At 63.5% G+C, this 23,608-nt stretch carries 23 protein-coding genes and 1 pseudogene; 18 read left to right on the top strand and 6 right to left on the bottom strand.

Translation table 11 applies throughout. The annotated features are described in order from the left end of the window. Positions 1–2 precede the first annotated feature (2 nt). Complete coding sequence (locus P2T57_RS12305; protein ID WP_276299512.1) at positions 3–434, top strand: toxin-antitoxin system TumE family protein; 432 nt, start codon at positions 3–5, stop codon at positions 432–434. 28 nt (positions 435–462) lie between these two features. Here the strand turns inward: P2T57_RS12305 and P2T57_RS12300 are convergent, their stop codons facing one another. After that, positions 463–1,380 (bottom strand): spondin domain-containing protein, encoded by a 918-nt coding sequence (locus tag P2T57_RS12300; RefSeq protein ID WP_276299511.1) that lies wholly within the window; start codon positions 1,378–1,380, stop codon positions 463–465. 203 nt (positions 1,381–1,583) lie between these two features. Here P2T57_RS12300 and P2T57_RS12295 point away from each other — a divergent pair, with 203 nt between their 5' ends. After that, a complete protein-coding gene (locus P2T57_RS12295; protein ID WP_276299510.1) occupies positions 1,584–2,231 on the top strand; it encodes an HAD family hydrolase in 648 nt (215 codons plus the stop codon). Between the two features lie 429 nt (positions 2,232–2,660). Continuing rightward, positions 2,661–5,015, top strand: a complete 2,355-nt coding sequence (locus P2T57_RS12290; RefSeq protein WP_276299509.1) for a DEAD/DEAH box helicase — start codon at positions 2,661–2,663, stop codon at positions 5,013–5,015. Positions 5,016–5,030: 15 nt separating this feature from the next. Here the strand turns inward: P2T57_RS12290 and P2T57_RS12285 are convergent, their stop codons facing one another. Continuing rightward, entirely contained in the window at positions 5,031–6,434 is a 1,404-nt protein-coding gene (locus P2T57_RS12285; RefSeq protein WP_276299508.1) for an MATE family efflux transporter, read from the bottom strand. Positions 6,435–6,596: 162 nt separating this feature from the next. Here P2T57_RS12285 and P2T57_RS12280 point away from each other — a divergent pair, with 162 nt between their 5' ends. Then, positions 6,597–7,232, top strand: coding sequence for a class II aldolase/adducin family protein (locus P2T57_RS12280; RefSeq protein WP_276299507.1), 636 nt, complete (start codon positions 6,597–6,599; stop codon positions 7,230–7,232). Positions 7,233–7,323: 91 nt separating this feature from the next. Here P2T57_RS12280 and P2T57_RS12275 read toward each other — a convergent pair whose 3' ends face one another. The 3 genes and pseudogenes from P2T57_RS12275 to P2T57_RS20365 form a co-directional block, all read right to left on the bottom strand. Continuing rightward, a complete protein-coding gene (locus P2T57_RS12275) occupies positions 7,324–7,665 on the bottom strand; it encodes a DUF378 domain-containing protein (protein WP_276299506.1) in 342 nt (113 codons plus the stop codon). Between the two features lie 153 nt (positions 7,666–7,818). Next, the gene (locus tag P2T57_RS12270) at positions 7,819–8,262 is read right to left on the bottom strand and encodes a potassium channel family protein (RefSeq protein WP_276299505.1); all 444 of its coding nucleotides are present in this window, start codon (positions 8,260–8,262) and stop codon (positions 7,819–7,821) included. A 219-nt stretch (positions 8,263–8,481) separates the two neighbouring features. Beyond that, positions 8,482–9,408, bottom strand: a pseudogene (locus tag P2T57_RS20365) (pentapeptide repeat-containing protein); the annotation flags it as partial. Positions 9,409–9,529: 121 nt separating this feature from the next. On the opposite strand from P2T57_RS20365, the gene lipA reads away from it, so the two are divergent. The 13 genes from lipA to P2T57_RS12205 all read left to right on the top strand — a co-directional run bounded on the left by lipA (position 9,530) and on the right by P2T57_RS12205 (position 22,039). Next, positions 9,530–10,477: a lipoyl synthase gene (gene lipA / locus P2T57_RS12265; protein WP_276299504.1), complete on the top strand. Its 948-nt coding sequence runs from the start codon at positions 9,530–9,532 to the stop codon at positions 10,475–10,477. Between the two features lie 292 nt (positions 10,478–10,769). Then, positions 10,770–11,891, top strand: coding sequence for a pyruvate dehydrogenase (acetyl-transferring) E1 component subunit alpha (pdhA, locus tag P2T57_RS12260; RefSeq protein WP_420028496.1), 1,122 nt, complete (start codon positions 10,770–10,772; stop codon positions 11,889–11,891). A 3-nt stretch (positions 11,892–11,894) separates the two neighbouring features. After that, complete coding sequence (locus P2T57_RS12255) at positions 11,895–12,896, top strand: alpha-ketoacid dehydrogenase subunit beta (RefSeq protein WP_276299502.1); 1,002 nt, start codon at positions 11,895–11,897, stop codon at positions 12,894–12,896. Positions 12,897–12,899: 3 nt separating this feature from the next. After that, entirely contained in the window at positions 12,900–14,417 is a 1,518-nt protein-coding gene (locus P2T57_RS12250; protein ID WP_276299501.1) for a dihydrolipoamide acetyltransferase family protein, read from the top strand. Positions 14,418–14,497: 80 nt separating this feature from the next. Beyond that, the gene (locus P2T57_RS12245) at positions 14,498–15,526 is read left to right on the top strand and encodes an LLM class flavin-dependent oxidoreductase (protein ID WP_276299500.1); all 1,029 of its coding nucleotides are present in this window, start codon (positions 14,498–14,500) and stop codon (positions 15,524–15,526) included. Between the two features lie 75 nt (positions 15,527–15,601). Beyond that, on the top strand, positions 15,602–16,819 hold the full coding sequence (gene ilvA / locus P2T57_RS12240) for a threonine ammonia-lyase (RefSeq protein ID WP_276299499.1): 1,218 nt from the start codon (positions 15,602–15,604) through the stop codon (positions 16,817–16,819). A 95-nt stretch (positions 16,820–16,914) separates the two neighbouring features. Further along, positions 16,915–18,339, top strand: coding sequence for a dihydrolipoyl dehydrogenase (gene lpdA / locus P2T57_RS12235; protein ID WP_276299498.1), 1,425 nt, complete (start codon positions 16,915–16,917; stop codon positions 18,337–18,339). 469 nt (positions 18,340–18,808) lie between these two features. Next, positions 18,809–19,018: an HVO_0649 family zinc finger protein gene (locus P2T57_RS12230; protein WP_276299497.1), complete on the top strand. Its 210-nt coding sequence runs from the start codon at positions 18,809–18,811 to the stop codon at positions 19,016–19,018. Positions 19,019–19,110: 92 nt separating this feature from the next. Then, positions 19,111–19,332, top strand: coding sequence for a hypothetical protein (locus P2T57_RS12225; RefSeq protein WP_276299496.1), 222 nt, complete (start codon positions 19,111–19,113; stop codon positions 19,330–19,332). A 386-nt stretch (positions 19,333–19,718) separates the two neighbouring features. Then, positions 19,719–20,531 carry a prephenate dehydratase gene (gene pheA, locus P2T57_RS12220; RefSeq protein WP_276299495.1) on the top strand — a complete coding sequence of 271 codons (813 nt, stop codon included), beginning with the start codon at positions 19,719–19,721 and terminating at the stop codon, positions 20,529–20,531. A 68-nt stretch (positions 20,532–20,599) separates the two neighbouring features. Next, positions 20,600–21,052, top strand: a complete 453-nt coding sequence (gene hsp14, locus P2T57_RS12215) for an archaeal heat shock protein Hsp14 (RefSeq protein WP_276299494.1) — start codon at positions 20,600–20,602, stop codon at positions 21,050–21,052. A 38-nt stretch (positions 21,053–21,090) separates the two neighbouring features. After that, entirely contained in the window at positions 21,091–21,543 is a 453-nt protein-coding gene (locus tag P2T57_RS12210; protein WP_276299493.1) for a peroxiredoxin, read from the top strand. Positions 21,544–21,595: 52 nt separating this feature from the next. After that, positions 21,596–22,039 (top strand): hypothetical protein, encoded by a 444-nt coding sequence (locus P2T57_RS12205; protein WP_276299492.1) that lies wholly within the window; start codon positions 21,596–21,598, stop codon positions 22,037–22,039. Between the two features lie 24 nt (positions 22,040–22,063). On the opposite strand, the gene P2T57_RS12200 is transcribed toward P2T57_RS12205, so the two are convergent. Further along, on the bottom strand, positions 22,064–22,531 hold the full coding sequence (locus P2T57_RS12200; protein WP_276299491.1) for a hypothetical protein: 468 nt from the start codon (positions 22,529–22,531) through the stop codon (positions 22,064–22,066). Between the two features lie 301 nt (positions 22,532–22,832). Between P2T57_RS12200 and P2T57_RS12195 the strand changes: the two genes are divergently transcribed. Continuing rightward, positions 22,833–23,441 carry an OsmC family protein gene (locus tag P2T57_RS12195; protein ID WP_276299490.1) on the top strand — a complete coding sequence of 203 codons (609 nt, stop codon included), beginning with the start codon at positions 22,833–22,835 and terminating at the stop codon, positions 23,439–23,441. The last annotated feature ends 167 nt before the right edge of the window (positions 23,442–23,608 follow it).

Here is a 23,608-nt window from a genome sequence, read left to right as displayed (position 1 = left end):
CGATGACGCCGCCGACCGGAGACGGGGCGAGTCCGGCCCCAATCGACCGACCCATTCTGGAGTTGCTTCGGGATAGATTGGACACGACCCAGCAGGTCGAGACTGCGACTATCACCGACGAGGGCCACCTCGAACTGCGAGTTGGGCTATCCGACGCCTACTATCCAGAAACCGTGCGAGAGGCCCGCCTCGCGGTTCGCTGGTACGAGAACGACGACTTCAAAATTCACTACCGGGAGGTCCGCGAGGACGGCGACTGGGAGTGCCGGTGGGACCGACACCGAAATCCCCACAACGAACGCGACTACTTCCACCCGCCGCCGGAGGCCCAGTCGCCGGGCGAAGACGCCTCGTGGCCGACAGACTACCGCGAGGTTCTCAGGTTCGTCCTCGACGAAATCGAAGACCGCGTGCAGACGCTCTGGCGTGGCTAGGCCCGAGAGCCACTAGTCTCTCGCCTAACTAATTCGTCGTAGTGGTTGTCCCTCCTGCGCCGGTCGTGGTCTCACCCTCTGCCGTGGTCTGGCCGCCGAGGTCACCGCCCTCGGGCACGACCAGCACCTGAATCGAATCGGAGACGCTGGGGTACTCGTAGCCGTCGTCTACCTCCTCAATGCGCCGGACCGGCGCGTCCTCGTCGGGACCGGTGTCCGGTCCGGACTGGCGCGGGGCCTGATTCGGTCCGGTCCCCGGCTCCTCGTTCTGCTCGGTGCCCGCGTCCCAGAGCGCGACCTGTTCGGTCACCTCCCCGGAGACGGCGTCGCCGTTCCGGAACAGTTCGATGCCCTGCGGTCCGGGCGCGAAGAACAGGTCGTTCGAGGGCACGAACATCGTGGCGAACGAGAGGCGCTCGCCCGGCGCGGCCTCGAACCGGAAGCCGTAGGCAGAACCGGGGCCGATTGGTCCGGGTTCCCCGCCGGCGATGGGCGTGTCGAACGCGCCGCTTTCGAGAATCCCGTCCGCACCCGTAACCTCCTCGCCGAGCGTCGTCGGGTCGCCGTCCTCCGCGAGGGCCTCCAGTCCGGCGCTGGCCGACTCGCCGGGGGCGAACAACTGGACCGCCGGGGTGTGGACCGCGTAGGCACCCGGAGAGAGGACGACCGGTCCCGGTTCGCCGTCCTCCGGCGTCAGCGCGTTCGGTCCCGAGATGTTCACGATTCGGACCTCGAAGGTCCGGGTCTCTCCTCGTTCGGTGGTCGTCTCGGCCTCCGTTGTGGTCTCGTCGCCTGTCGTGGTCTCGCCCTCCTCGGTCGTCGTCTCCTGTGCCCCGACGACGGTTGCGGTCGATAGCGTGGCCGCGATGCCCGTCAGTACCGTTCTGCGACTCGTAAGGGTCGAATTTGTGCGGGTCGAATTAGTGGGGGTCGAATCGTCCGTCATTGTCGGGCGGAGGGTCAACGACGATTGGGATAAACAGCGACCGTCGTTCACGAGGGCAACTGGTCGCTTCGAGTCGGCAACGGGGATTACTGTCCGATAACGCTCTTTCGGTGCGGGAAACGACCGATTGGACGCGCCGACTCCAAACCGGTCCCGAGGAGGACGCCGGAGGGCCTATTTCCGTCGGCCTCGTTTGTTCGCCCGTGCAATCGAAGGCTGTGCTGTTCGACATGGACGGCGTTATCGTGAACTCCGAACGCTACTGGGTCGAAATCGAGGACGAGGAGATTCTCCCCTCGGCGGTCGAAGGGTCGGCCGACACCTCGGAGACGACCGGGATGAACTTCCGGGAAATCTACGACTACCTCGAAGAACGCCACGAGATGACCGCGAGCAAAGACGAGTTCGTGGACCGCTACCAGCAGGCCGCCCGCGACATCTACGGCGAGAAGGTGGACCTACAGGACGGGTTCCGTGACCTCGTGACCGACCTCCGCGAGGAGGGCCGGACCGTCGCGCTGGTGTCCTCCTCGCCCCACGACTGGATAGACCGGATGCTGGAGCGATTCGACCTGCGCGAGGAGTTCGACCGAATCATCAGCGCCGAGGAAATCGACGGCAAGAGCAAGCCCGAACCCGACGTGTACGAGTACGCCGCCGAGGAGGTCGGGGTCGAACCGGCCGAGTGCATCGCGGTGGAGGACTCCACCAACGGCGTAAAGTCGGCGAAAGCGGCGGGGATGCAGGCCGTGGGCTATCGGAACCAGTCGGACGACGAATTGGACCTCTCGGAGGCTGACGCGGTGGCGGAGTCGCCCGAGGAACTGCGCGAGATACTGCTGAGCGAGTGAGCTGATTCGGCTAGTGCGGTTCACTCGGTCGTTCGGTTAGCTTTCGGGGCCGATTCGGGAGAGAGAACGGTCTATTCTGGATGTGGGGTTGGAACAAGCCACTCTGATTTTTGGAAGATAAATCGGGTAGCTACTCCTTGAGCAAAGGAGTCACAGCACCGCGAACCTCACACCTCCCCAACTTCCCGCGCTACTCCCTTCGGTCCGTTGCCTGTGAACTGCGTTCGCAGATCAGCGAGGCCTCGCGCGTTTCTCGCGCGCCGGAGTCGAAACGGTGGCTTTTCCCAACTACACAAATATATACAATGCTAAAAGATTCATTTTTGTATTCTAAAGAAATGTATAACTACCTTTACTCTCTCGACGGCCTCCGACCCCGCCATGCCGATAGAGAAACGCCTTTGCCGACCCAATCCCGTGAACTGAACGATGGAAGTCGCCGAGGTCGTCCCAGAGTTCGCCGAGGCGTTCCCGTTCGAGGAGTTCAACCGGATGCAGAGAGAGGTTCTGCCCGCCCTCCTCGAAAGCGAGGACAACGTGGTCGCCAGCGCGCCGACCGCGAGCGGGAAGACCGCGCTCGCGGAACTCGCCATCTGCCGGACGCTCCAAGCGGGCGGGACCGCCCTGTTCATCGCGCCGATGCGGGCGCTGACCAACGAGAAGGAGAGCGAGTGGGAGCGGTTCGAGGAGTTGGGCTACTCGGTCTACGTCGTCACCGGCGAGCGCGACCTGAACCCGCGCCGCGCCGAGCGCGCCGACATCCTCGTGATGACCCCCGAGAAGACCGACTCGGCGACGCGAAAGCACGACTCGCGGCGCTACGCCTTCATCCGCGAGGTCGATTGCTGTGTCATCGACGAGGTGCATCTCCTCGATTCGGAGAAGCGCGGGAGCGTCCTCGAAGTCACCGTCTCGCGCCTGCGCCGTCTCTCGGACCCCCGAGTCGTTGCACTCTCGGCGACGATGCCGAACGTCTCGGACGTGGCCGATTGGCTCGACGCGCCCCCGGACAACACCTTCGCGTTCGGCGACGACTACCGCCCGGTGGACCTCAACTCGGGCGTCAAGACCTACACCCACGGCGACAACTCTTTCGCCGACAAGTACCGGCGACTCTACCGCGCGCTGGACCTCGCCGAACCACACATCCGCGAGGACGGCCAAGCCCTCGTCTTCGTTTCCTCCCGGCAGGACACCGTGCAGGCCGCCAAGAAGGCCCGCGACGAACTCGCCGAACGCGACGTGCCGGTCGGCGCGCGCGGCGACTACGATTTCCACAACGAGGCCAACGACCTCCAGAACGACACCCTCCGGAAGTCGGTGCTGGACGGCGTTGCCTTCCACCACGCGGGCCTCTCCAAGAGCGACAAGGACAGGGTAGAAGAGTGGTTCAAGCAGGGCAAAATCGAACTCCTCTTTTCGACCTCCACCCTCGCGTGGGGCGTCAACCTGCCCGCCAGATGCGTCGTCTTGCGGGATACCAAACTCCACGACCCCCTCGAAGGGGAAGTAGACATGAGTCCCCTCGACATCCTCCAGATGCTCGGCCGGGCGGGCCGCCCCGAGTACGACGACGTGGGTTACGGGTGGGTGGTCTGCGACCACTCGGAGGCCGACAAGTACCGCAGGCTCCTCCGCGAGGGCAAGGAAATCGAGTCCCGGCTGGCGGAAGACTTAGACGCCCACCTCAACGCCGAAATCGCCATGGGGACCATCCGGGACCTCGGCGACGTAATCGATTGGCTCGAAACCACCTTCTACCACGTCCGGGCTACGTCCAATCCCGACGCCTACGGCTTCGACGACCTGCGAGCGGACCTCCGAAGTCGAGTCCGGGAAGCCCTCGAACGACTCGACCACCGGGGCTTCGTGGACATCGGCGACGACCTCGGCGTCTCGGCCACGCCGCTCGGCAGACTCGCCTCGAAGTTCTACCTCCGACTCGACACCGCCGAGGAGTTCCACACCCTCGCCGACCGGGAGATAATCGAGGCCGAGGACGTCCTCCGAACCGTCGCCGACGCCGCCGAGTTCGACAGCGTGAGCGCCCGGCAATCCGAGCGCGAGGCCGTCGATTCCGTGCTGGTCGGCCACACCGCCGACGACCTCGAACCCGGCGCGCGAAAGATTCTGGCCATCCTGCGCTCGACCATGAGCGGTTCGACCCCCGCCGAACTCCGGAGCGACGCGTGGGTCATCACCCAGAACGCGCTCCGCCTGCTGTCCGCGCTCCGGGCCTTCCTCGAACGCTTCGACCGACCGCACGCCGCCAACCTCGCCCGGCGCGTCGAGGCCCGCATCGAACACGGCGTCAGCGACGACGCGGTGGGCCTCACCGCCATCGACGGCGTGGGGTCTGGCCGCGCGAGCAAACTGGCCAAGGAGAATATCGCCACCCCGGCCGGGGTCCGCGAGGCCGGAGAGGAGGGCCTCGTCTCGGCGGGCCTCAGCGCGGGCGTCGCCGAGGCGGTCCTCGAAAGCGCCCGGAAACTCCCCCGCGTGGCTATCGAGTGGGGCGACTTCCCCGACGCCATCGCCAAGGGCGAGAACGACATGCAGGAAGTCACCGTCGAGAACACCGGACAAGGCGCGCAGGCCGGGATTCGCGTGACGGTCAACGGCGTCGAGATGACCGAGACGACCACCTACTTGGACGGCGAGGAGACCGTTCCGGTCGGCGTCTTCGGCGGCACCGACGACGAGATGCAGTACGTCGTGGAAGTCACGTTCGCAGAACTGCCCCTTCTTCCGGTGACCTCCTCGCGGACCGTGCGGGTCGAATAGCCGAACTTCGCGCTGTTAGTCCGCGCTCGTCCCGGCGCTATCGGCGGCGCGTTTCAGCATGCCGTCGTTGGTGGTGTAGTAGTAGTAGAAACCGGCACCGACCGCCCCGACGACGTTGGAAATCGTGACCGCCCAGAAGACCGCATCGATGCCGTAGTCGAGCCAGAGCGCACCGACCGCCGCGATAGGGAACCGGACTGCCCAGTACTTCAGGAGACCGGCGACCATGCTAACTTTGGTCCGGCCCGCGCCGTTGAATCCGGCGTCGAAGACGTACATCGCGCCGAGACCCCAGTACCCCAGCACGAGAATCTGAAGGTAGTTGACCGCGAGTCGCGTCCCCTCGGCGGTCATGTCGGGGACGAACACTTCGACCAGCAGACTGGGCACGGTCCACTGGACGACGCCGAGGAGAGTCAGTCCGACCGCCGCGATGGCCGCGCCGACCCACGTGGTCCGGCGCGCTCTGTTGGGGTTGCCCGCTCCGAGATTCTGGCCGATGACGCTCTGGGCCGCCCCGGACAGGCCCTGCGCCGGGATGAACGCGAGACTGGCGATGCGCGCGCCGAGGGTGTAGGCCGCGAGTGCAGGTGCCCCGCCGACCGCCGAGACGAGCGCGACGATGAGGACCCGGACCGACTGGGCGACCACGGTCTGTGCGCCGGTCGGAAGTCCGATGTCGAGGATTTCGCGGTACTCCGAGGGGTCGAAGCCGATGGCCTCGCGGGTCAGGACGAACCCGTCCCGGCCTCGCAGGAACATCCCGAGCGCGAGGAGGAACCCGATGCTGTAGCCGATTGCGGTCGCCAGCGCCGCTCCTCGGACGCCCAAGTCGGGGAAGGGACCCCACCCGAGGATGAGGAAGGGGTCGAGTACGATGTTGACCACGACGGCGGTGACGTTGATGTACATCGCGGCCCGCGAGTCGCCCCACCCGACGAACCCGCCTTCGAGCGCGTCGCTCATCATCGAGGTCGGGAGGCCGAACATGTAGGTTCCGAGGTAGGCCGCCGCCAGCGCCGTCACGCTCTCGCCTTTGCCCGTAATCACGACATCGACGATGGTGTCGGACCCGGTGACGAAAATCGCGCCGAGGACGACGCCGACGACGAATGCGAGCGTCAGCGCGTGGAAGGTCGCTTTGCGTCCTCCTTCGAGGTCGTCCGCGCCGGCGCGCTGGGAGACGACGACCTGCGTCCCGGTGAACACCACCACCACGACGCTGTAGATGAGCGCGATGACGGGAAAGTTGAGTCCGACGGCCGCAACCGCGTCCCCGCCGAGTTGCCCGACCCAGAAGGTGTCGATGATTTGCTGGGCGGCTTGGACGAGATTTTGAACGACTAGCGGGGCCGCGAGGAGAAGCAAAGAGCGAACGAGCGAACCGTCGGTAATCTGTTCCCGCGAGACATCTACCATATTTTCCTCTTTATCAGGAGTAATAAAATATTGCTATTCGACATAAAATTTCCGGTGCCCGTCCGCTTCGAGGTCCGAACTGCCATGGGAAATGGTAGTGACTTTACCATTCTTGCGGCCCCGAGGAATAAATACTTACCCCTCCTCGATAGGTACGTATCCATGCTCGGAGCGGAACGCCGCGCCGTCGCCACTCGCGCGCCGGACCTCGCAGAACTCACGCCCGGTCGGACAGGCAACCTGAGCGTCCGCAGGGACGACCACTTCGCGGTCACGCCGACAGGCGTCGCCTACGACCGTATCGTCACCGACGAGGTGCCGGTGGTATCGCTGGACGGCGAGCAGGTCGCCGGACCGACCGCCCCGTCGAGCGAGACGCCTATGCACACCGCCATCTATCGGGAGTTCGAGCCGGGTGCTATCGTTCACACTCACTCGCCGTGGTCCTCGACGCTGGCGATTTTGCACGAACCGATTCCGCCGGTCCACTACATGCTCGCGCTGGCCGGGACGACGGTTCCGGTCGCCGACTACGCCACCTACGGCACGGAAGCACTCGCCAAAAACGCCGTCTCGGCGATGGAGGAGGCCGACGCGAGCGCCTGCCTGCTGGCCAACCACGGCCTGCTGGCGACCGGCGAGGACGCCGACGCCGCGCTCGAAACCGCCGTCAACGTCGAGTACACGGCCCAAATCTACTGTCAGGCCAAGGCCATCGGCGACCCGGTGGAACTCAGCGCCGACGAGATGGCCGACGTGGCCGAGAAGTTCGAGGGCTACGGGCAGGACGAGGACTGAATCCACCGAAATCGGGCCTCGTCCACAGCGTACACCTGTTCACGGTCCGGTCGCGTGAAAAGCTGGCACCCAGAAACCTAATCTACAACGCTCAGGACTCGGTGTTCGTGTTCTCGGTGTCGGTATCCGCGTAGTCCGTCGTGGTGTCGGTCCGGGTCGTCGCGTCGCGCTTGCGGCGCTCTCGCGTCGAGCGGCGACTCGCCCGACCCATCTTGTAGCCGGTGAACAGCAGGTAGACGCCCGCGACGCCGACGAGGACGTAGATGAGGTACTCGACGGTCTGGGCCGGACCGGGCCGGAAGATGGGTTCGAGGAGGACCTCGATGACGTTGACCGGTTCGCCCGTGAGACCGGTGACGCCCAGCAGGCCCCACGTAACTGCGCCAGCGGCGGTGAGGAGGATGGCAACCCAGTCGAAGACGTTGGTGTTCATAAACTAGGGTAGGAGTTTGAGACGTTTTGTTATTTCGGCCTTATGTAGCAGGAAGGGTAGCGTACTCGGGTTTCGGTTCGTTCCGCCGGGTTTCGCACGGTGAACTCGGAGTGAGAGACATCAAAACAATTGCTTAATATTTGTAGAGATTGCTTAGCGTGCGACGCGCTGACCGAGGACGAACACGAACAGCGCCACGAGGAGCGCCCCGGCAAGCGACTCCACCCCGGCGAGCGCCTTCGCTGTGGGACCGACCGGGTGGTAGTCGCCGTAGCCGAGGGTGGTGAACGTGACCGTGCTGAAGTAGAGGCTTCGGCCGAAAACCAGTAGCACGTCCCAAACAGCGGGGTCCGAAAGCGACCAGAGGTTGTGGGTCCCCTCGGCGTTTGCGATACCGCCGAGGAGAGGATAGAGAACCGTGCCAGCGCCGATGGTGATACCCGACCACTTGGCAACCTGCCAGAGGTTTTCGCCGTGTTCCGTCAGGTGGTAGTTCGCGGTGTGGACGCCCCACTTGAACCACTCGCCGTTTTCGCGGTATTCGCGGCGCTTGGCCTCCTCTTTCCGGATGTGGTACTCGCGGGCCTTTTCGGACATGGCGTTCTCCTCGTGGAGGTCTTGGAGACGGCGGTAGACCCACGCCGCGGCCTCGAATCGGGAGGTATCTTCGTAACTATCACTTCCTAATATGTGTCTAGTGTATGCTCTACGCTGGTCCAGATCAACTTCTTGTCTTTCATACGGACACTTTCCACCGAATGTGGTTTTGCTGTTTATACGTGTGTCTGCAAAAATTGTTTGGTAAAGACGAGTATCCGATAAATCTGCATCTCGAAGTTCTGTTCGAAGAAATGTAGCGTCCTCAAGATTTGAACCCTTAAAAATTGCACCCCGAGCATTAGCGTCTGTAAAGTTGCCACCCATTATGTTTGAGTCTGCGAAATTCTCGCCACTCACGTCTGAACCTGACATGTCCACCCCTTTCATTTCCGTCTCCTCGAAATTGCCCCGGTTAATGCTTGAATCAGACAAATCTACACTACTCAAATTTGCTTGCTTAAAAGTTGTAAGTAGGAGAGATGAATCTTCCGTCCTCATCTCTTCTACCCTAGATTTATCGAACCTAACATCCCAAAAACTAGAATCTAAGAATGAGACATCAAGTAAGTCTGACTTTATAAAATCTATGCTATTTAGCCGGGAATCGAAGAAATTCAAATCTATAAATTCTGAATTAGGAAATCCGACTTCCGATAGAGGAGAATTTGTAACAGTAGCATCCCAAAATTCAGAATTAGAGAAATCACTCTGACCAATATTAACCTCCTCACAATCTGTGTTTTGGAAATCAGCACCCACAAAGTTTGATTTACGTATCTCTACTTCTTCAAGAGTCACTCTTTGCATAATAACATCCTCTGCTTCAACTCTCCAGAATAACACATTATAAAAATCACAATCACTCAAATTAGCTTCAGAAATATCCGCATGGGCAAGAGAATAATTTTCTAGACAGAGATTACTTAGATCTACATCTGTAAATACTGCTCCGTCTAACCTCCCCCATCCATCAATACAGGCTCGCTGAAGTCCATTTAGTGGTTTTTCAGAAGTTTCTGTGTGCCAAATGCATTTTTTTGAATCCTCCCAAGTAGGCCGCCAACAGCAAATTCCACCTAAATCCTCCGGCAAATCCTCATCACTCACGTACCCACACCTATCCTCCGGAACGCTCTCACTCATACCACCCAACACAAACACTCCCGTAAAAAATCCACCTCTCCCGTAACCCAAAACTCCACAAACGCCCACCGCAGAGGAGAATACCCCACCCTTTTCACCACCCCAAACCAACACACGCCCAATGAGTCGCCGCCGGAAACCCGACTGGCTGAAGATGCAACCGCCGTCCGGCCAAGAGTTCACGGGCATCAAACAGACCCTGCGGGACCACGACCTCAACACCGTCTGCGAGGAGGCCAACTGTCCCAACCTCGGCGAGTGCTGGAGCGGTCGCAACTCCGACTCGGGCGGGACAGCGACGTTCATGCTGATGGGCGACCAGTGTACCCGCAACTGCGGATTCTGCGACGTGGACACCGGCGGCGGGCAACCCCTCGACCCCGACGAACCCGCCAACGTGGCGAGCGCGGTGGCCGAAATCGGCCTCGACTACGTGGTGCTGACCTCGGTGGACCGCGACGACCTCGAAGGGCAGGGCGCGGCCCACTTCGCCCAGACCATCCGAGAAATCAAGGAACGCGACCCCTCCATCCTCGTGGAGGTTCTCATCCCCGACTTCCGGGGCGACGAGGACCTCATCCAGAAGATAATCGACGCCGACCCCGACGTTATCGCCCACAACGTCGAGACTGTCGAGCGCCTTCAGCAACCCGTCCGGGACCCTCGCGCTGGCTACGAGCAGAGCCTCGGGGTCCTCGAACAGGTCGAGCGCGAGTCCGACATCTACACCAAGACCAGCATCATGCTCGGCGTCGGCGAGTACGACCACGAGGTCTATCAGACCCTCTCGGACCTCCGCGAGGCCGACGTGGACATCGTGACTCTCGGCCAGTACCTCCAACCCTCGCGCACGCACCTCGACGTGGAGACGTACGTCCACCCCTCGAAGTTCGAGACGTGGCGCGAAGTCGCCGAGGAGGAACTGGGCTTCCTCTACTGCGCCAGCGGTGCGATGGTCCGGTCGTCCTACAAGGCGGGCGAACTGTTCGTGGACGCCGTGCTTCGAGATGGCAAGACGGTCCAGCAGGCCCGCAGAGAGGCCAGAGACGGCGTGGCGGCCTCGGACTAATTCTCGCGTCTGGGATTTTCGCCGCTCTCCCGCCGATTCTCTGGCGCTCTCTCGGCAATTCTCACAACCGCGCCTGCGGTTCCCGTAATACTTGCCGTTCGTTCACCTCGCCGGCCAGAAATCGGGTTCTGTAGGACGAACGTCTATTATTACCGGGGAAAATTTAGAAAGACCGTGTTACTTCGGGGAGAAGTGAGTATTTCCGGGGGAAAGTGCCAACAGAATCGTACCTATGGAAAGTTGGTTACGAAAACCCTATAACGCCTGCGGGAGACCTTTTCGATATGTCAGGATGGGTTCGACCGTGAGCATCGTACACCAAGACCCCGAGGACCGCGTACAGGTCCTCGACGAGGACGGTAACGTTGTAGAGGGCGCGGACGTGCCCGACATCTCCGACGAGGAGATGGTGGACATGTACCGCGAGATGAAGCTCGCACGCCGCTTCGACGAGCGCGCGGTCAGCCTTCAGCGACAGGGCCGGATGGGCACCTATCCCCCGCTCTCCGGACAGGAGGGTGCCCAGATTGCGAGTGCCCACGCGCTGGCCGACGACGACTGGATGTTCCCGAGTTACCGGGAACACGGCGCGGCGGTCGTTCGCGGACTCTCGCTGAAGCGCACTCTGCTCTACTGGATGGGTCACGAGCAGGGCAACGCCATCCCCGACGACGCCAACATCTTCACCGTCGCGGTGCCCATCGCCACCCAGATTCCCCACGCGACCGGTGCGTCGTGGGCCTCCCAACTCAAGGGCGAGGACAAAGCCTTCCTCTGTTACTTCGGCGACGGTGCCACCAGTGAGGGCGACTTCCACGAGGGCCTGAACTTCGCGGGCGTCTTCGATACCCCGACCGTCTTCTTCTGTAACAACAACCAGTGGGCCATCTCGGTCCCGCGAGAGCGCCAGACGGCCTCCGAGACCATCGCCCAGAAGGCCCAAGCCTACGGCTTCGAGGGCGTGCAGGTTGACGGTATGGACCCCCTTGCGGTCTACAAGGTCACGAAGGACGCCGTGGAGAAGGCCAAGGACCCCGCCGAGGACGACCTGCGTCCGACCCTCATCGAGGCGGTCCAGTACCGCTTCGGTGCCCACACCACGGCCGACGACCCCTCGGTCTACCGCGACGACGAGGAGGTCGAGCGCTGGAAGCAGAAGGACCCGATTCCGCGCATGGAAGCATTCCTGCGCAATCAGGACATCCTCGACGACGAGAAGGTCGAAGCCATCGAAGAAGACGTAGAGGAGTCGGTCGCCGACGCAATCGACGCCGCGGAGGCAGTCGAGCGACCCGACCCCGAGCAGATGTTTGCCCACGTCTACGAGGGCATGCCCAAGCGACTGCAGGAACAACTCGACTGGTTCGAGCGGATTCGAGACAAGTACGGCGACGAGGCACTTCTGGAGGACTAACACATGAGTCAAGCAGAACAAGAGCAAGAGACGGAGAACCTCACGCTGGTCCAAGCGGTTCGAGACGGACTGTACACCGAAATGCAACAGGACGACGACGTCCTCGTCATGGGCGAGGACGTCGGCAAGAACGGCGGCGTGTTCCGCGCGACCGAAGGCCTCTACGAGGAGTTCGGCGACGACCGCGTTATCGACACGCCCCTCGCCGAGTCCGGCATCATCGGCACCGCGGTCGGCATGGCGGCCTACGGCCTGAAGCCCATCCCGGAAATCCAGTTTATGGGCTTCATCTACCCCGGTTTCGACCAAATCGTGAGCCACGCGGCGCGACTCCGAACTCGTAGCCGAGGCCGGTTCACGTGTCCGATGGTCATCCGCGCGCCCTACGGCGGCGGCATCCGAGCGCCGGAACACCACTCCGAGTCCACCGAGGCGTTCTTCGCCCATCAGCCCGGACTCAAAGTGGTCATCCCCAGCACGCCTTACGACACGAAGGGCCTGCTGATTTCGGCCATCCGCGACCCCGACCCTGTGATGTTCCTCGAACCGAAGCTTATCTACCGGGCCTTCCGCGGCGACGTGCCGACCGAATCCTACGAAGTCCCCATCGGCGAGGCCGCGGTCCGCAAGGAAGGGGCCGACATCTCGGTGTTCACGTGGGGTGCGATGACCCGACCGACCGTCGAGGCCGCAGAGCAGTTGGAGGGCGAAATCGACGTGGAGGTCGTGGACCTCCGAACTGTCTCCCCGCTTGACGAGGAGACCATCATCGAATCCTTCAAGAAGACTGGCCGTGCGGCGGTCGTCCACGAGGCCCCGAAGACCGGCGGCCTCGGCGCGGAAATCTCGTCGCTCATCCAAGAGGAGGCGCTCCTCTATCAGGAGGCCCCCGTCGAGCGCATCACCGGGTTCGACACGCCATTCCCGCTCTACGCGCTGGAAGACTACTACCTGCCCGAACCGGCCCGAATCAAGGAAGGCATCCGAGACGCCGTGAACTTCTGAACAATGGTACGAGAATTCAAACTCCCCGACGTGGGAGAAGGCGTCAGCGAAGGCGAAATCGTGAGCTGGCTGGTCGAGGAGGGCGATACGGTCTCCGAGGACATGCCGGTCGCCGAAGTCGAGACCGACAAGGCAATCGTGGAGGTCCCTTCCCCGGTCAACGGGACAGTCCGAGAAATCATCCCCGACGAGGGTGAGGTCGTCAAGGTCGGGTCGGTCATCATCACCTTCAACGTCGAAGGCGAGGCCGACGACGCAGAGACCGAATCGGCCGCGTCCGACGAGGCCACCGAGTCCCAGACTGAGACCGCCGAAGAACCCGAGGTCTCCGGCGACGAGACGGACGCCGAAGAAGCCTCGACCGGCGAGGGTCGCGTGTTCGCCGCGCCGAGCGCCCGGCGTCTCGCCCGCGAACTCGGCGTCGACATCGCTACCGTCGAAGGTTCCGGCCCGAGCGGTCGCGTGACCGAGCAGGACGTGCGACAGGCCGCCGAGTCCGGCGCTGAAACCGAGGACAGTTCCGGAAGCACAGGTGGCCCCTCGCCCCAGTCCGGCGGTGCCACGAGTGGTCCGTCCCCGAACGCGGGCGGCGGCGGCACCAGCGGTCCCGCACCCACCAACGTCGAATCGGCCGACCGAGACCAGACGCTGGCCGCACCTGCGACCCGGCGCATCGCCGACGAGCAGGGCGTGGACCTGAATAAGGTGCCCGCGACCGAACAGCGCGACGGGCAGGCGTTCGTCACCAGCGAGGCCGTGATGGAGTACGCCGAGGCCCAACAGCGCGCCCAACAGGCCGACGCCGCCGCCACCCCCGAGGGCGAGCGCGTCGAGCGCATCCAGTACAAGGGCGTCCGCAAGACCATCGGCGACGCGATGGTCAACTCGAAGTTCTCCGCGCCCCACGTCACCCACCACGACACCGCGGTCGTGGATAACCTCGTGGAGACCCGCGAGCGCCTCAAGCCCGAGGCCGAGGACCGCGGCATCAGTCTGACCTACATGCCCTTCGTGATGAAGGCGGTCGTCGCGGCGCTCAAACAGCACCCCAAGCTGAACGCCGAACTTGACGAGGAGGCCGGCGAAATCATCCGCAAGAAGTACTACAACATCGGTGTCGCGGCCGCGACCGACGCCGGACTGATGGTCCCGGTCGTTGACGACGTGGACCACAAGGGCCTGCTCCAGATTTCCAGCGAGGTCAACGAAGTCGTCCAGAAGGCCCGCGACCGGTCCATCTCGCGCGACGAGCTACAGGGTTCGACCTTCAGCATCACCAACTTCGGTGCCATCGGCGGCGAGTACGCCACGCCCATCCTCAACGACCCCGAGGTCGGCATTCTGGGCATCGGCGAACTCAAACAGCGCCCCGTCGTGGAGGACGGCGAGGTCGTCGCCAAGCACACCCTGCCCATTTCGCTGTCCATCGACCACCGCATCGTTGACGGCGCGGACGCCGCGGCGTTCGCCAACACGTTCATCGAGTACGTCGAGAACCCCGAACTCCTCCTGCTGGAGTAGCACCGCGCTACTCCTTCGGGTCGCGTTCGCGGAACCGCCGGTAGCCAAACCGTTATTTTTCGCCGTGCCTGAACTCGGGTATGGACCTTTCTGTCGTCGACCTCTCGCCGGTCCCCGACGACGCCACCGCGACCGACGCCTACCGGAACACGGTCGAGACTGCCCAGCAGGCCGAACGCCTCGGCTACTCGCGGTTCTGGGTCGCCGAACACCACGACATGGCCGACACCCTCGCGGGCACGACTCCCGAGGTACTCCTCGGCCACCTCGCCGCCGAGACCGATTCCATCCGAATCGGCTCCGGGGCGGTACTGCTCAACCACTACAGTCCGTTCAAAGTCGCCGAGGAGTTCGGTGCGCTGGACGCGCTCGCTCCCGGTCGCATCGACGCCGGACTGGGGCGTGCGAACGGTTCGCCGGCAGTCGACCGCGCCCTCGGGACGGAACGGCACGTCGAGAACCCCGACGAGGACCACGCCGAGAAGATAGAGGCCGTCGTGAACCACCTCTACGACGACTACCCTGACGACCACCCCTACGGCGACCTGACGATTCCGCGCTCGGGCGAGGCCCCGCCGGTCCCGTGGCTCCTCGGGTCGAGTCCCTCCAGCGCGGCTATCGCGGGCGAACTCGGACTGCGCTACTGCTTCGCGGCGTTCATCCGACCCCAGTTCGCCAACCGGGCCTTCGAGGAGTACCGCGAGCAGTTCCGGTCGTCGCAGTTGGCCGGTAGCACCGACGCCCCCGAGGCGATACTCGCGGTGAACGCGGTCTGCGCAGAGACCGACGAGGAGGCCGCTCGACTCCGGGCGGTCGCCGAGGCGTCCTACCAGCGACTGCGACGCGGCGAGACCGGCCCCAGACCGTCGGTCGAGGAGGCGATAGACGAACTCGGCGGCGTCCCCGACCCGACGCCCGCCACCCTCGACCCCGGCGAGTGGCCGCGAGCTATCTCCGGGAGTCCGGAAACCCTCGCGGGTCTGCTGGAACAACTCGCCGACCGCGTTGGCGTCGATGAGGTGATGATTCAGCACGTCGTCGGTGACCACGAACAGGCGCTTCGCTCCCACGAACTGCTGGCCGAGGGCGTCGGACTGGCTCCTCGCTGATAGGTCTCGGTTCCGACCCCGGCGGTCTCGCCGCCACTGAGAAACTGATATACACCTCCTCACGTACTGGCAAATATGGCCGAAGTCACCCTGCGCGACGTGGCGGCCGCCCGCGAGCGGTTCGACGAGTCGGTGGTCCAGCGGACCGAAATCGAGCGAAGCAGGTCACTCAGCGAGATGACCGGCGCGGAGGTCCACCTCAAGATGGAACACCTCCAGCGCACCGGGTCGTTCAAGACGCGCGGCGCGTACAACAAACTCCAGCAGGTCGCCGACCGAGGAGGCATCGAGCGCGTCGTCGCCGCGAGCGCCGGGAACCACGCGCAGGGCGTGGCGCTGGCGGCGACCGAGACCGGCATCGACTCCACTATCGTCATGCCCGAGAACGCCCCGCAGGCCAAAGTCGATGCCACGCGGGGGTACGGCGCGGACGTGGAACTCCGCGGCGAGGACTTCCAGTCAGCGATGGAGTACGCCCAGTCGCTGACCGAGGCCGACGACACCGCGTTCGTCCACGCCTACGACGACCCGGCCATCGTCGCGGGGCAGGGCACCATCGGCCTCGAAATCCACGAGGAGATGCCCGAGGTAGACACCGTGGTCGTCCCCATCGGCGGGGGCGGCCTCATCGCTGGTACCAGCGCCGCGCTGGCGGAACTCGACCCCGAAATCCGCGTCGTCGGCGTGCAGGCCGAGGAGGCCGCGACCGTTCCCGAGAGCCTCGACAAGGGCATCCCCGCCTCCATCGACTCGCCCAAGACCATCGCCGACGGCATCGCCACCGGGAGCATCTCGGAGTTGACCCTCGGCCTCATCGAGGACCACGTAGACGAGGTAATTACGGTCTCGGACGACGAAATCGCTCGCGCGGAACTCCTCCTTCTGGAACGCGCCAAGCAGTTGGTCGAAGCGGCCGGGGCCTCGTCGGTGGCCGCGGTCCTCTCCGACGACCTCGACGTGACGGGCGAGACGGTCGTGCCGGTCCTCTCTGGCGGGAATATCGACATCTCGATGCTTCAGACCGTCCTCACGCAGGCGCTGACCGAGCGCAGTCAGTTGATGCGCCTCCGCATCCGCATCGAGGACCAACCCGGCGAGATGACGACGCTCTCGGGCATCATCGCCGACACTGGCGCGAACATCCGGACAGTCCGCCACGACCGCGCGATGGACGACCTGCGCGTCAGCGAGGCCTATCTGGTGTTTCAGGTCGTGACGAACGGTAGCGGCCACGCCGAGAAGATTATGGAGAAGGTTCGGGAGGAGGGGTACGAGGTCGAACGGGTGGCGTAGTCGTCAGTCCCGTCCTTCCGAGTCAAACGCTAGCATTCCAAACTCGGCGCAAAATCCACCTGATTTTTCACCACCAAGCCCGACTTGCCAAACATATGGTCGTCGGAGACATCTCGACGGGAACGGACGTGTTGGTAATCGGCGCGGGACCGGGCGGTTACGTCGCCGCGATTCGCGCGGGACAGCTCGATTTGGACGTGACCCTCGTGGAGAAAGACGCCTACGGCGGGACCTGCCTGAACTACGGGTGTATCCCCTCGAAGGCGATGATTACGGGGTCGGACCTCGCCCACGAGGCCGGTCACGCCGAGGAGATGGGCATCTACGCCGACCCCGAGGTCGAACTCTCGGAGATGGTCGATTGGAAGGACGGCGTGGTTGACCAACTCACCGGCGGCGTCGAGAAGCTCTGCAAGGCCAACGGCGTCGAACTCATGGAGGGCCGCGCGGAGTTCGCCGGCGAGGACAAGGCCCGAATCGTCCACGGCGGCGAAGGGCAGGGCGCTGAGACCGTCGAGTTCGAACACGCCATCGTTTCGACTGGAAGTCGCCCGATTCAGGTGCCGGGCTTCGACTTCGGCGACGACCCCGTGCTGGACTCCCGACAGGCCCTCGCGCTGGACGAAGTGCCCGAGAGCCTCGTCATCGTCGGCGCGGGCTACATCGGCATGGAACTCGCGGGCGTCTTCGCCAAACTGGGCACCGACGTGACCGTGGTCGAGATGCTCGATTCCATCCTGCCGGCCTACGAGGACGACCTCGCGCGACCGGTCAAGAAGAAGGCCGACGAGTTGGGCATCGACTTCTACTTCGGCGAGGCCGCCAGCGGTTGGGAGGAGTCCGGCGACGGCATCACCGTCAAGACCGAGGACGAAGACGAGAACGTCTCGGAGTTCGGCGCGGAGAAGGTGCTGGTCGCGGTCGGACGTTCGCCGGTCACCGACACCCTCGAACTCGAAAACGCCGGCATCGAGACCGACGAGAACGGTTTCATCCCGACGGACGACCGAGCGCGAACCAACAAGGACCACATCTACGCCATCGGCGACGTGGCGGGCGAGCCGATGCTCGCGCACAAGGCCAGCAAGGAGGGGCAGGTCGCCGCGGAGGTCATCGCTGGCGAACCCTCGGCGCTGGACTATCAGGCCGTCCCCGCGGCGGTGTTCACCGACCCCGAAATCGGCACGGTCGGCATGACCGAGGAGGAAGCCAAAGAGGACGGTTTCGAGCCTGTCGTCGGCAAGTTCCCGTTCAACGCCTCGGGCCGCGCGCTCACCACGGGCCACGCCGACGGCTTCGTCCGCATCGTGGCCGACGAACCGAGCGGGTTCCTGCTGGGTGCCCAAATCGTCGGGCCGGAGGCCTCTGAGCTAATCGCCGAACTCGGACTGGCCATCGAGATGGGCGCGACGCTGGAGGACGTGGCCGCGACGATTCACACCCACCCGACCCTTAGCGAGGCCGTGATGGAGGCCGCCGAGAACGCGCTGGGCCACGCGATTCACACGCTGAACCGGTAACGTAGCTCGGTTTCTGCTCTCCGCTCTTGTTTTCTGGTTCCTCCACCAGCGAACGCTCGACTGCGCACCCGCGACCGAGGAAATCCAGAAAAGAAATACCGATTCGTCGTGTCCGCCGACGTTACTCCTCGTCGTCGGCGGGCCGGTCTGCCGACAGCTCGGCCTTGAGGATTCGTCCTAATTTCACCGTTAGGTTGAAATGAGACTAATCCGAACTAGCAATGCGTAGCAGGGCTACTGCCAGACAGACGAGACAGATTCCGATTGCAGATTCCCAAATCATCACAGTCTCCGGCGGTGCTCCAACACCGCCGCTGTTTGGTATTTTCCCTCTCTTCAAAAAAGACACGAGTTATAGCTGATAGCGTCGGGTGTGACTATTTCGTGGCGGTCGGATGTCGAACGCGGCGGTCTCTCTGTTCGCTGAACCTAGCGAACTATTATGTCCTTTGCTAACGAACAACACGATATGGCCAGTTCCAGAAACGGCGGTCTGTCCCCATTCGAGCGACTTCGGTCGCGCTTCGAGGACGAGGACCTCGTGTGCCCGAAGTGCGGGTACGACGACGCCGACGGGAAGTGGCTCGCCGAAACCGGCGGCGACAGGATTCAGTACCGCCACCTCTGTCCGAGTTGCGGGTACATCCGACAGCGGACCTTCCGGTTGAGCGAGGAGTAACGTCCCACCCCTCCGAGGAGCGACCTTTCACCCGTTCGATTTCGCGTCCGCGACTGGACAGATTTATCAGACGGTAGTGGTCTCCCCGAGACATGGGATTGTCCGGGTCCGAGGAGCCACCCGCGAACGAACACGGGTGGGAAGTCGTCGAGAACATCGAGGTGGACGAACCGAACCACACCGCGAAGAACACCATCTACCGGTGGGTGGACACCGAGGCCGGCGTCGTGCTGTACTACTTCACCGGGGCCGACAAGGGCGGCCTAACGGCGGTGCCGCTGAGCGAGACGGAACTGGGACCGGACGGCGAGTGAAACGACGTTTGTGGCTCTGATTCGATTTTCGAGGGGTGAGCGATTTTCCGGATGAACTACGAGTCCGTACTACAATTCAGGAGACGCAGAACAGGGAGCTAGCTTCAGGCGTGAGCAACGCCGTCTACCGCAACCGCACCGCTACCGCGGACCTCGCGCCTCCCCAACCTCCTCACTCCCGCGCGGAGCGCGGTCGTTCGTCCCTCGCGCGTTTCTCGCGCGCCGACCGCTTTCCACAGCGAGATACTCCTCGACACAGACAACGAAAACAGTGCTAGAACCATCTAAACAATTCTATAGCTATCGAGAATATTTCTCTGCTCGTTTCACGCGAAAATCTGTCACACCCGACGGGCTTTTGTCGTCAACCGCGAAACAATCGGCGTATGCACGCAGTCACGCTCGGTCCCGCGGGAACCTACTCCCATCGGGCCGCCAGCGCAGTCGCGGACGACGTGGAATTCCGTGAGTCCGTGACGGCCATCGTGGAGGCCGTCGCGGACGACGACTTCGACCGAGGAGTCGTCCCCATCGAGAACAGCATCGAGGGGAGCGTCACCGAGACCCTCGACGCGCTGTCGGACCGCGAGGTCTCTGCGGTCCAAGAAATCGTCACGCCAATCCAGCACGCCCTGCTGGCCCAGTCGCCCGACTTCTCGGTCGTCGCCAGCCACTCCCAAGCGTTGGCCCAGTGTCGGGACTTCCTCGAAGCCGAGTACCCCGACGCTGACCTCGAAGCGGTCGCCAGCACCGCCCGAGGGGTAGAGTACGCCCGCGAGAACCCCGACGTGGCCGCCATCGGCCACCCCGCCAACGCCGAGGAGGTCGGGGGCCTCCACGTCGTCGCCGAGGAGATTCAAGACCGGACCTCGAACGCGACCCGGTTTCTGGTCATCGCGCCCGCAGACGAGCGCTCCGACGCGGGCGGCAAGTCCTCGCTCGTGGTCTACCCCAACGCCAACTACCCCGGACTGCTGTTGGAACTGCTGGAACCCTTCGCCGACCGGGACATCAACCTCACCCGCGTCGAGTCCCGGCCGAGCGGCGAGCGACTCGGGGATTACGTCTTCCACATCGACTTCTCGGCGGGCCTCTACGAGGACCGCGCGCAGGAAGCGGTCGCCGAGTTGGAGCGAATCGCCGAGAACGGGTGGGTCCGCCGACTGGGGTCCTACGACACCGAACACGTCGTCTACTGACCCGACTGAACGTTTAAGACCGATGGCGTCTCAATCCCTCTGGGCGACCGAACGCCCGGTGGGGAACAATGGCAGGACGCAGAAATCCGTTCGAGGAGATAGAGGAGATGATGAACCGCATGAGCCGCCAGTTCGAGGAGTCGATGGGTGGCTCGGACCTGAGCGAGTTAGCCGGCCAGCGCGGCGGGACGTCGGTAGACGTGGCCGAGCGAGACGACGAGTTCGTCGTGACCGCCGACTTGCCGGGGTACGAAAAGGACGACATCGACGTGACGCTCCGGGGCGACCAACTCCGAATCGACGCCGAGCGCGAGCAGGCCAGCGAGGAGGGCGACGAGAGCGAGGAAGGTCGGTACCTGCGAAAGGAGCGCCGCCACCAGTCGGTGAGTCGCTCGATTGACTTGCCCGAGGACGTGGACGACGAGGGCGTCTCCGCCCGGTTCCAAAACGGCGTCCTCACCGTGACCCTGCCGAAGGTGAGCGCGGGCGACGAGGATTCGCGTCAAATCGACATCAGTTAAGCGCAAACGCCTTGCCGGCCCGCCCGCAATTTGCGGGCATGACGCTCGAAACCGGCGCGGACGCACCCGAAATCGAGGCCACGAACCAGCGCGGAGAGACCATCGAACTCGACTTTTCGGAGCCGACGGTCCTCTATTTTTACCCGCGGGACGACACCCCCGGTTGTACCACCGAGGCCGAGCAGTTCGACGCGGAACTGGAGAGCTACCGCGACGCGGGCGTCTCGGTGTTCGGGGTTTCGACCGACGACGTAGAGAGCCACGAGGAGTTCGCCGAGAAGTACGAACTCCGGTTCGACCTGCTGGCCGACCCCGAGGGCGACATCGCCGATGCTTTCGACGTAGACACCTCCCGTGGTGCGGCCGAGCGCACCACCTTCGTCCTCGCGGACGGCGAGATTAAGGCGGTCTACGAGGGCGTCAACCCCGACGGCCACGCCCGCGACGTGCTGGGCGACATGCTGGACGAGGGCTTGGTGGGCTTGGAATAACTCCCGTTTTCGCCGCCGATAGCGTTTTTCGCTGGCACACCGAGGTTCGGATATGGCCCCGCTCCGGGTCAAAGTCGTCGCCGGGCTTCAGTGGGCGATAACCGGTGGGTACGTCTTCCTGCTCGGCTTTCTGCTCGCAGTCTGGTATTTCCATCTCACACGGACCGCGATTTCGCTGGACCTCTCGGTACCGTTCGCCGTCTTCGTCGCCTCGGCGTTCGCCGTCGGCTATCTCCGGGTCGGGGCGCGGGCCTCGACAGCGAGTCCCGACGCGCACGACCAGCGAATCGAGGTGGTCCTCACGATGCTGGTCCTCGGGTTCGTCCTCCCGTTCGGCGTGCCGGGAGCGTTGGACCTCCTCGGCGTCGAACTCGGGGTTCCGCTCGCGGGATTCGGCGTGGCCTACGCCCTGACGCTCGCACTGTCCTACGGACTGGTCTACGGCCTCGGTCTACGATTTTTTCTCGGGCCGACACGCCCCGACCTGCGGGAGTGACTCCTCGCAACGTCACCCACGAGGTCACAGTAGCGACGCGATTTCGTCTGCCGCCTCGTCGGTCCGCGCTCGCCAGTCCTCGGGGCGCTCCCCGCCGCGCTTCGGCGGGTCGATGGGAAGCCCGAGCGGGTGAAACTCGACGCGCTCGACCGACTCGGCCGCCGTCCGGCCGACGAACTCCGCGACTTCCCGCTTCGAGGAGACCCCGCCCGATTCGAGGTCGTAGTAACCCGAGAAAAGCTGGCAGACGACCACCTCGTCGTAGCCGTCCATCTCGTCCTCGTCGGCGTAGTAGAACAGTTTCGCGGTGTTGTTCGCCGGGTCGGCACGCCGCCACTCCAACTCGACCGCGACGAAGCGGTTTTGACCGGTGCCGACGACATCCACGGGCGTCCGCCGGATGCGGTACTCCGTCTGCCAGTCGAGGAGGGGCCGTCGCTCGGCGAGGACATTGCGGAGTCGGTCCCGGACCTCCTCGGCGAACTCGCCCACGAGCTGGCGAACTCGCGGGCCGCACCTCAACGTTTCGACTGGAAGCCGGTTCTTCGACGGACAGATAGAGACCTTTCTTTGAACAATATAGTTATTTCCATTACATATATAATTATTTGTACTTTTTCCAGATGTACTCCGTCCCGAACCAGTCGGCGGCCTGTCGGTCGCCGATTGACTGCCGGGCGCGGGCCGTTCGTCGTGGTATCAAGTTACTCACGCGCGAGGAGAGACGGTTAGCGGGACACCTCCTAGAACATAATGAAAAATCATTAAGAACTAGTTCGGCGTATCTTCGCTCATGGCTCCAGAGACCATACAGCACGGCGTAGACCTAGAACAGTACGGCGCGTTCATTGAGGACGCGACGAAGAACCCGAACGACGTGATGCTCGGCCTCGGCGCGCGCGGCATCGCCGAGGGGCGCGCGATGCACTCGCTGGCGAAACTCGGAGACTACACGTACGGCGGCGACGAGATACACAGCGAGACCCGCGATTACAGCCTCCAACTCGGCGCGTTCAAGCGAGTCGAGGCCGACGCGGGATTCGTGGACCCCGCGGACCGACCGGAACCCATCGAGGTCGCGCTGGCGGCGCTCACCGGGTGCATCAACGCGACCCTCGGACTGGTCGCCATGGAGAACGAAATCGAACTCGACGGCCTCGAAACCGACGTTAACGCGACCTTCGACCCGCGGGCGTTCTTCGGCATCGAGGAGACCGGTGAGGCCGGTGACGTGTACGACGACATCAGCATCGACATCGCAGTAAGTGGTCCGGGCCTCACCGACGAGGACGCCGAGACGCTCCGCGAGGGCGTGGCCCGCTCGCCGGTGTTCAACCTCTTCTCGCACTCCCGCGAGATGTCGCCGGAAGTGAGCCTACAGGACGAGCGAGCGGTCGCGTAGTCCGGGAACCATCGTATTTTATCGGCTAGTGCGTGCTTCGCAGTCGTTTTTTGAACCGGGCGTGAATCGGACGTGAATTTAACCTGTATCGAACCTGTCGTGGTAGTGACTGTCTGTCGCAATTTTTGCCGCTTTCGAACAGCCCCGTCAGTCAGGTATGGCAGTTC

The organism is Halorussus lipolyticus, assembly GCF_029338375.1.
Taxonomy (GTDB): domain Archaea; phylum Halobacteriota; class Halobacteria; order Halobacteriales; family Haladaptataceae; genus Halorussus; species Halorussus lipolyticus.
The sequence above is the reverse complement of the archived record's forward strand: the minus strand, read 5'-3'. Positions and strand labels throughout refer to the sequence as shown.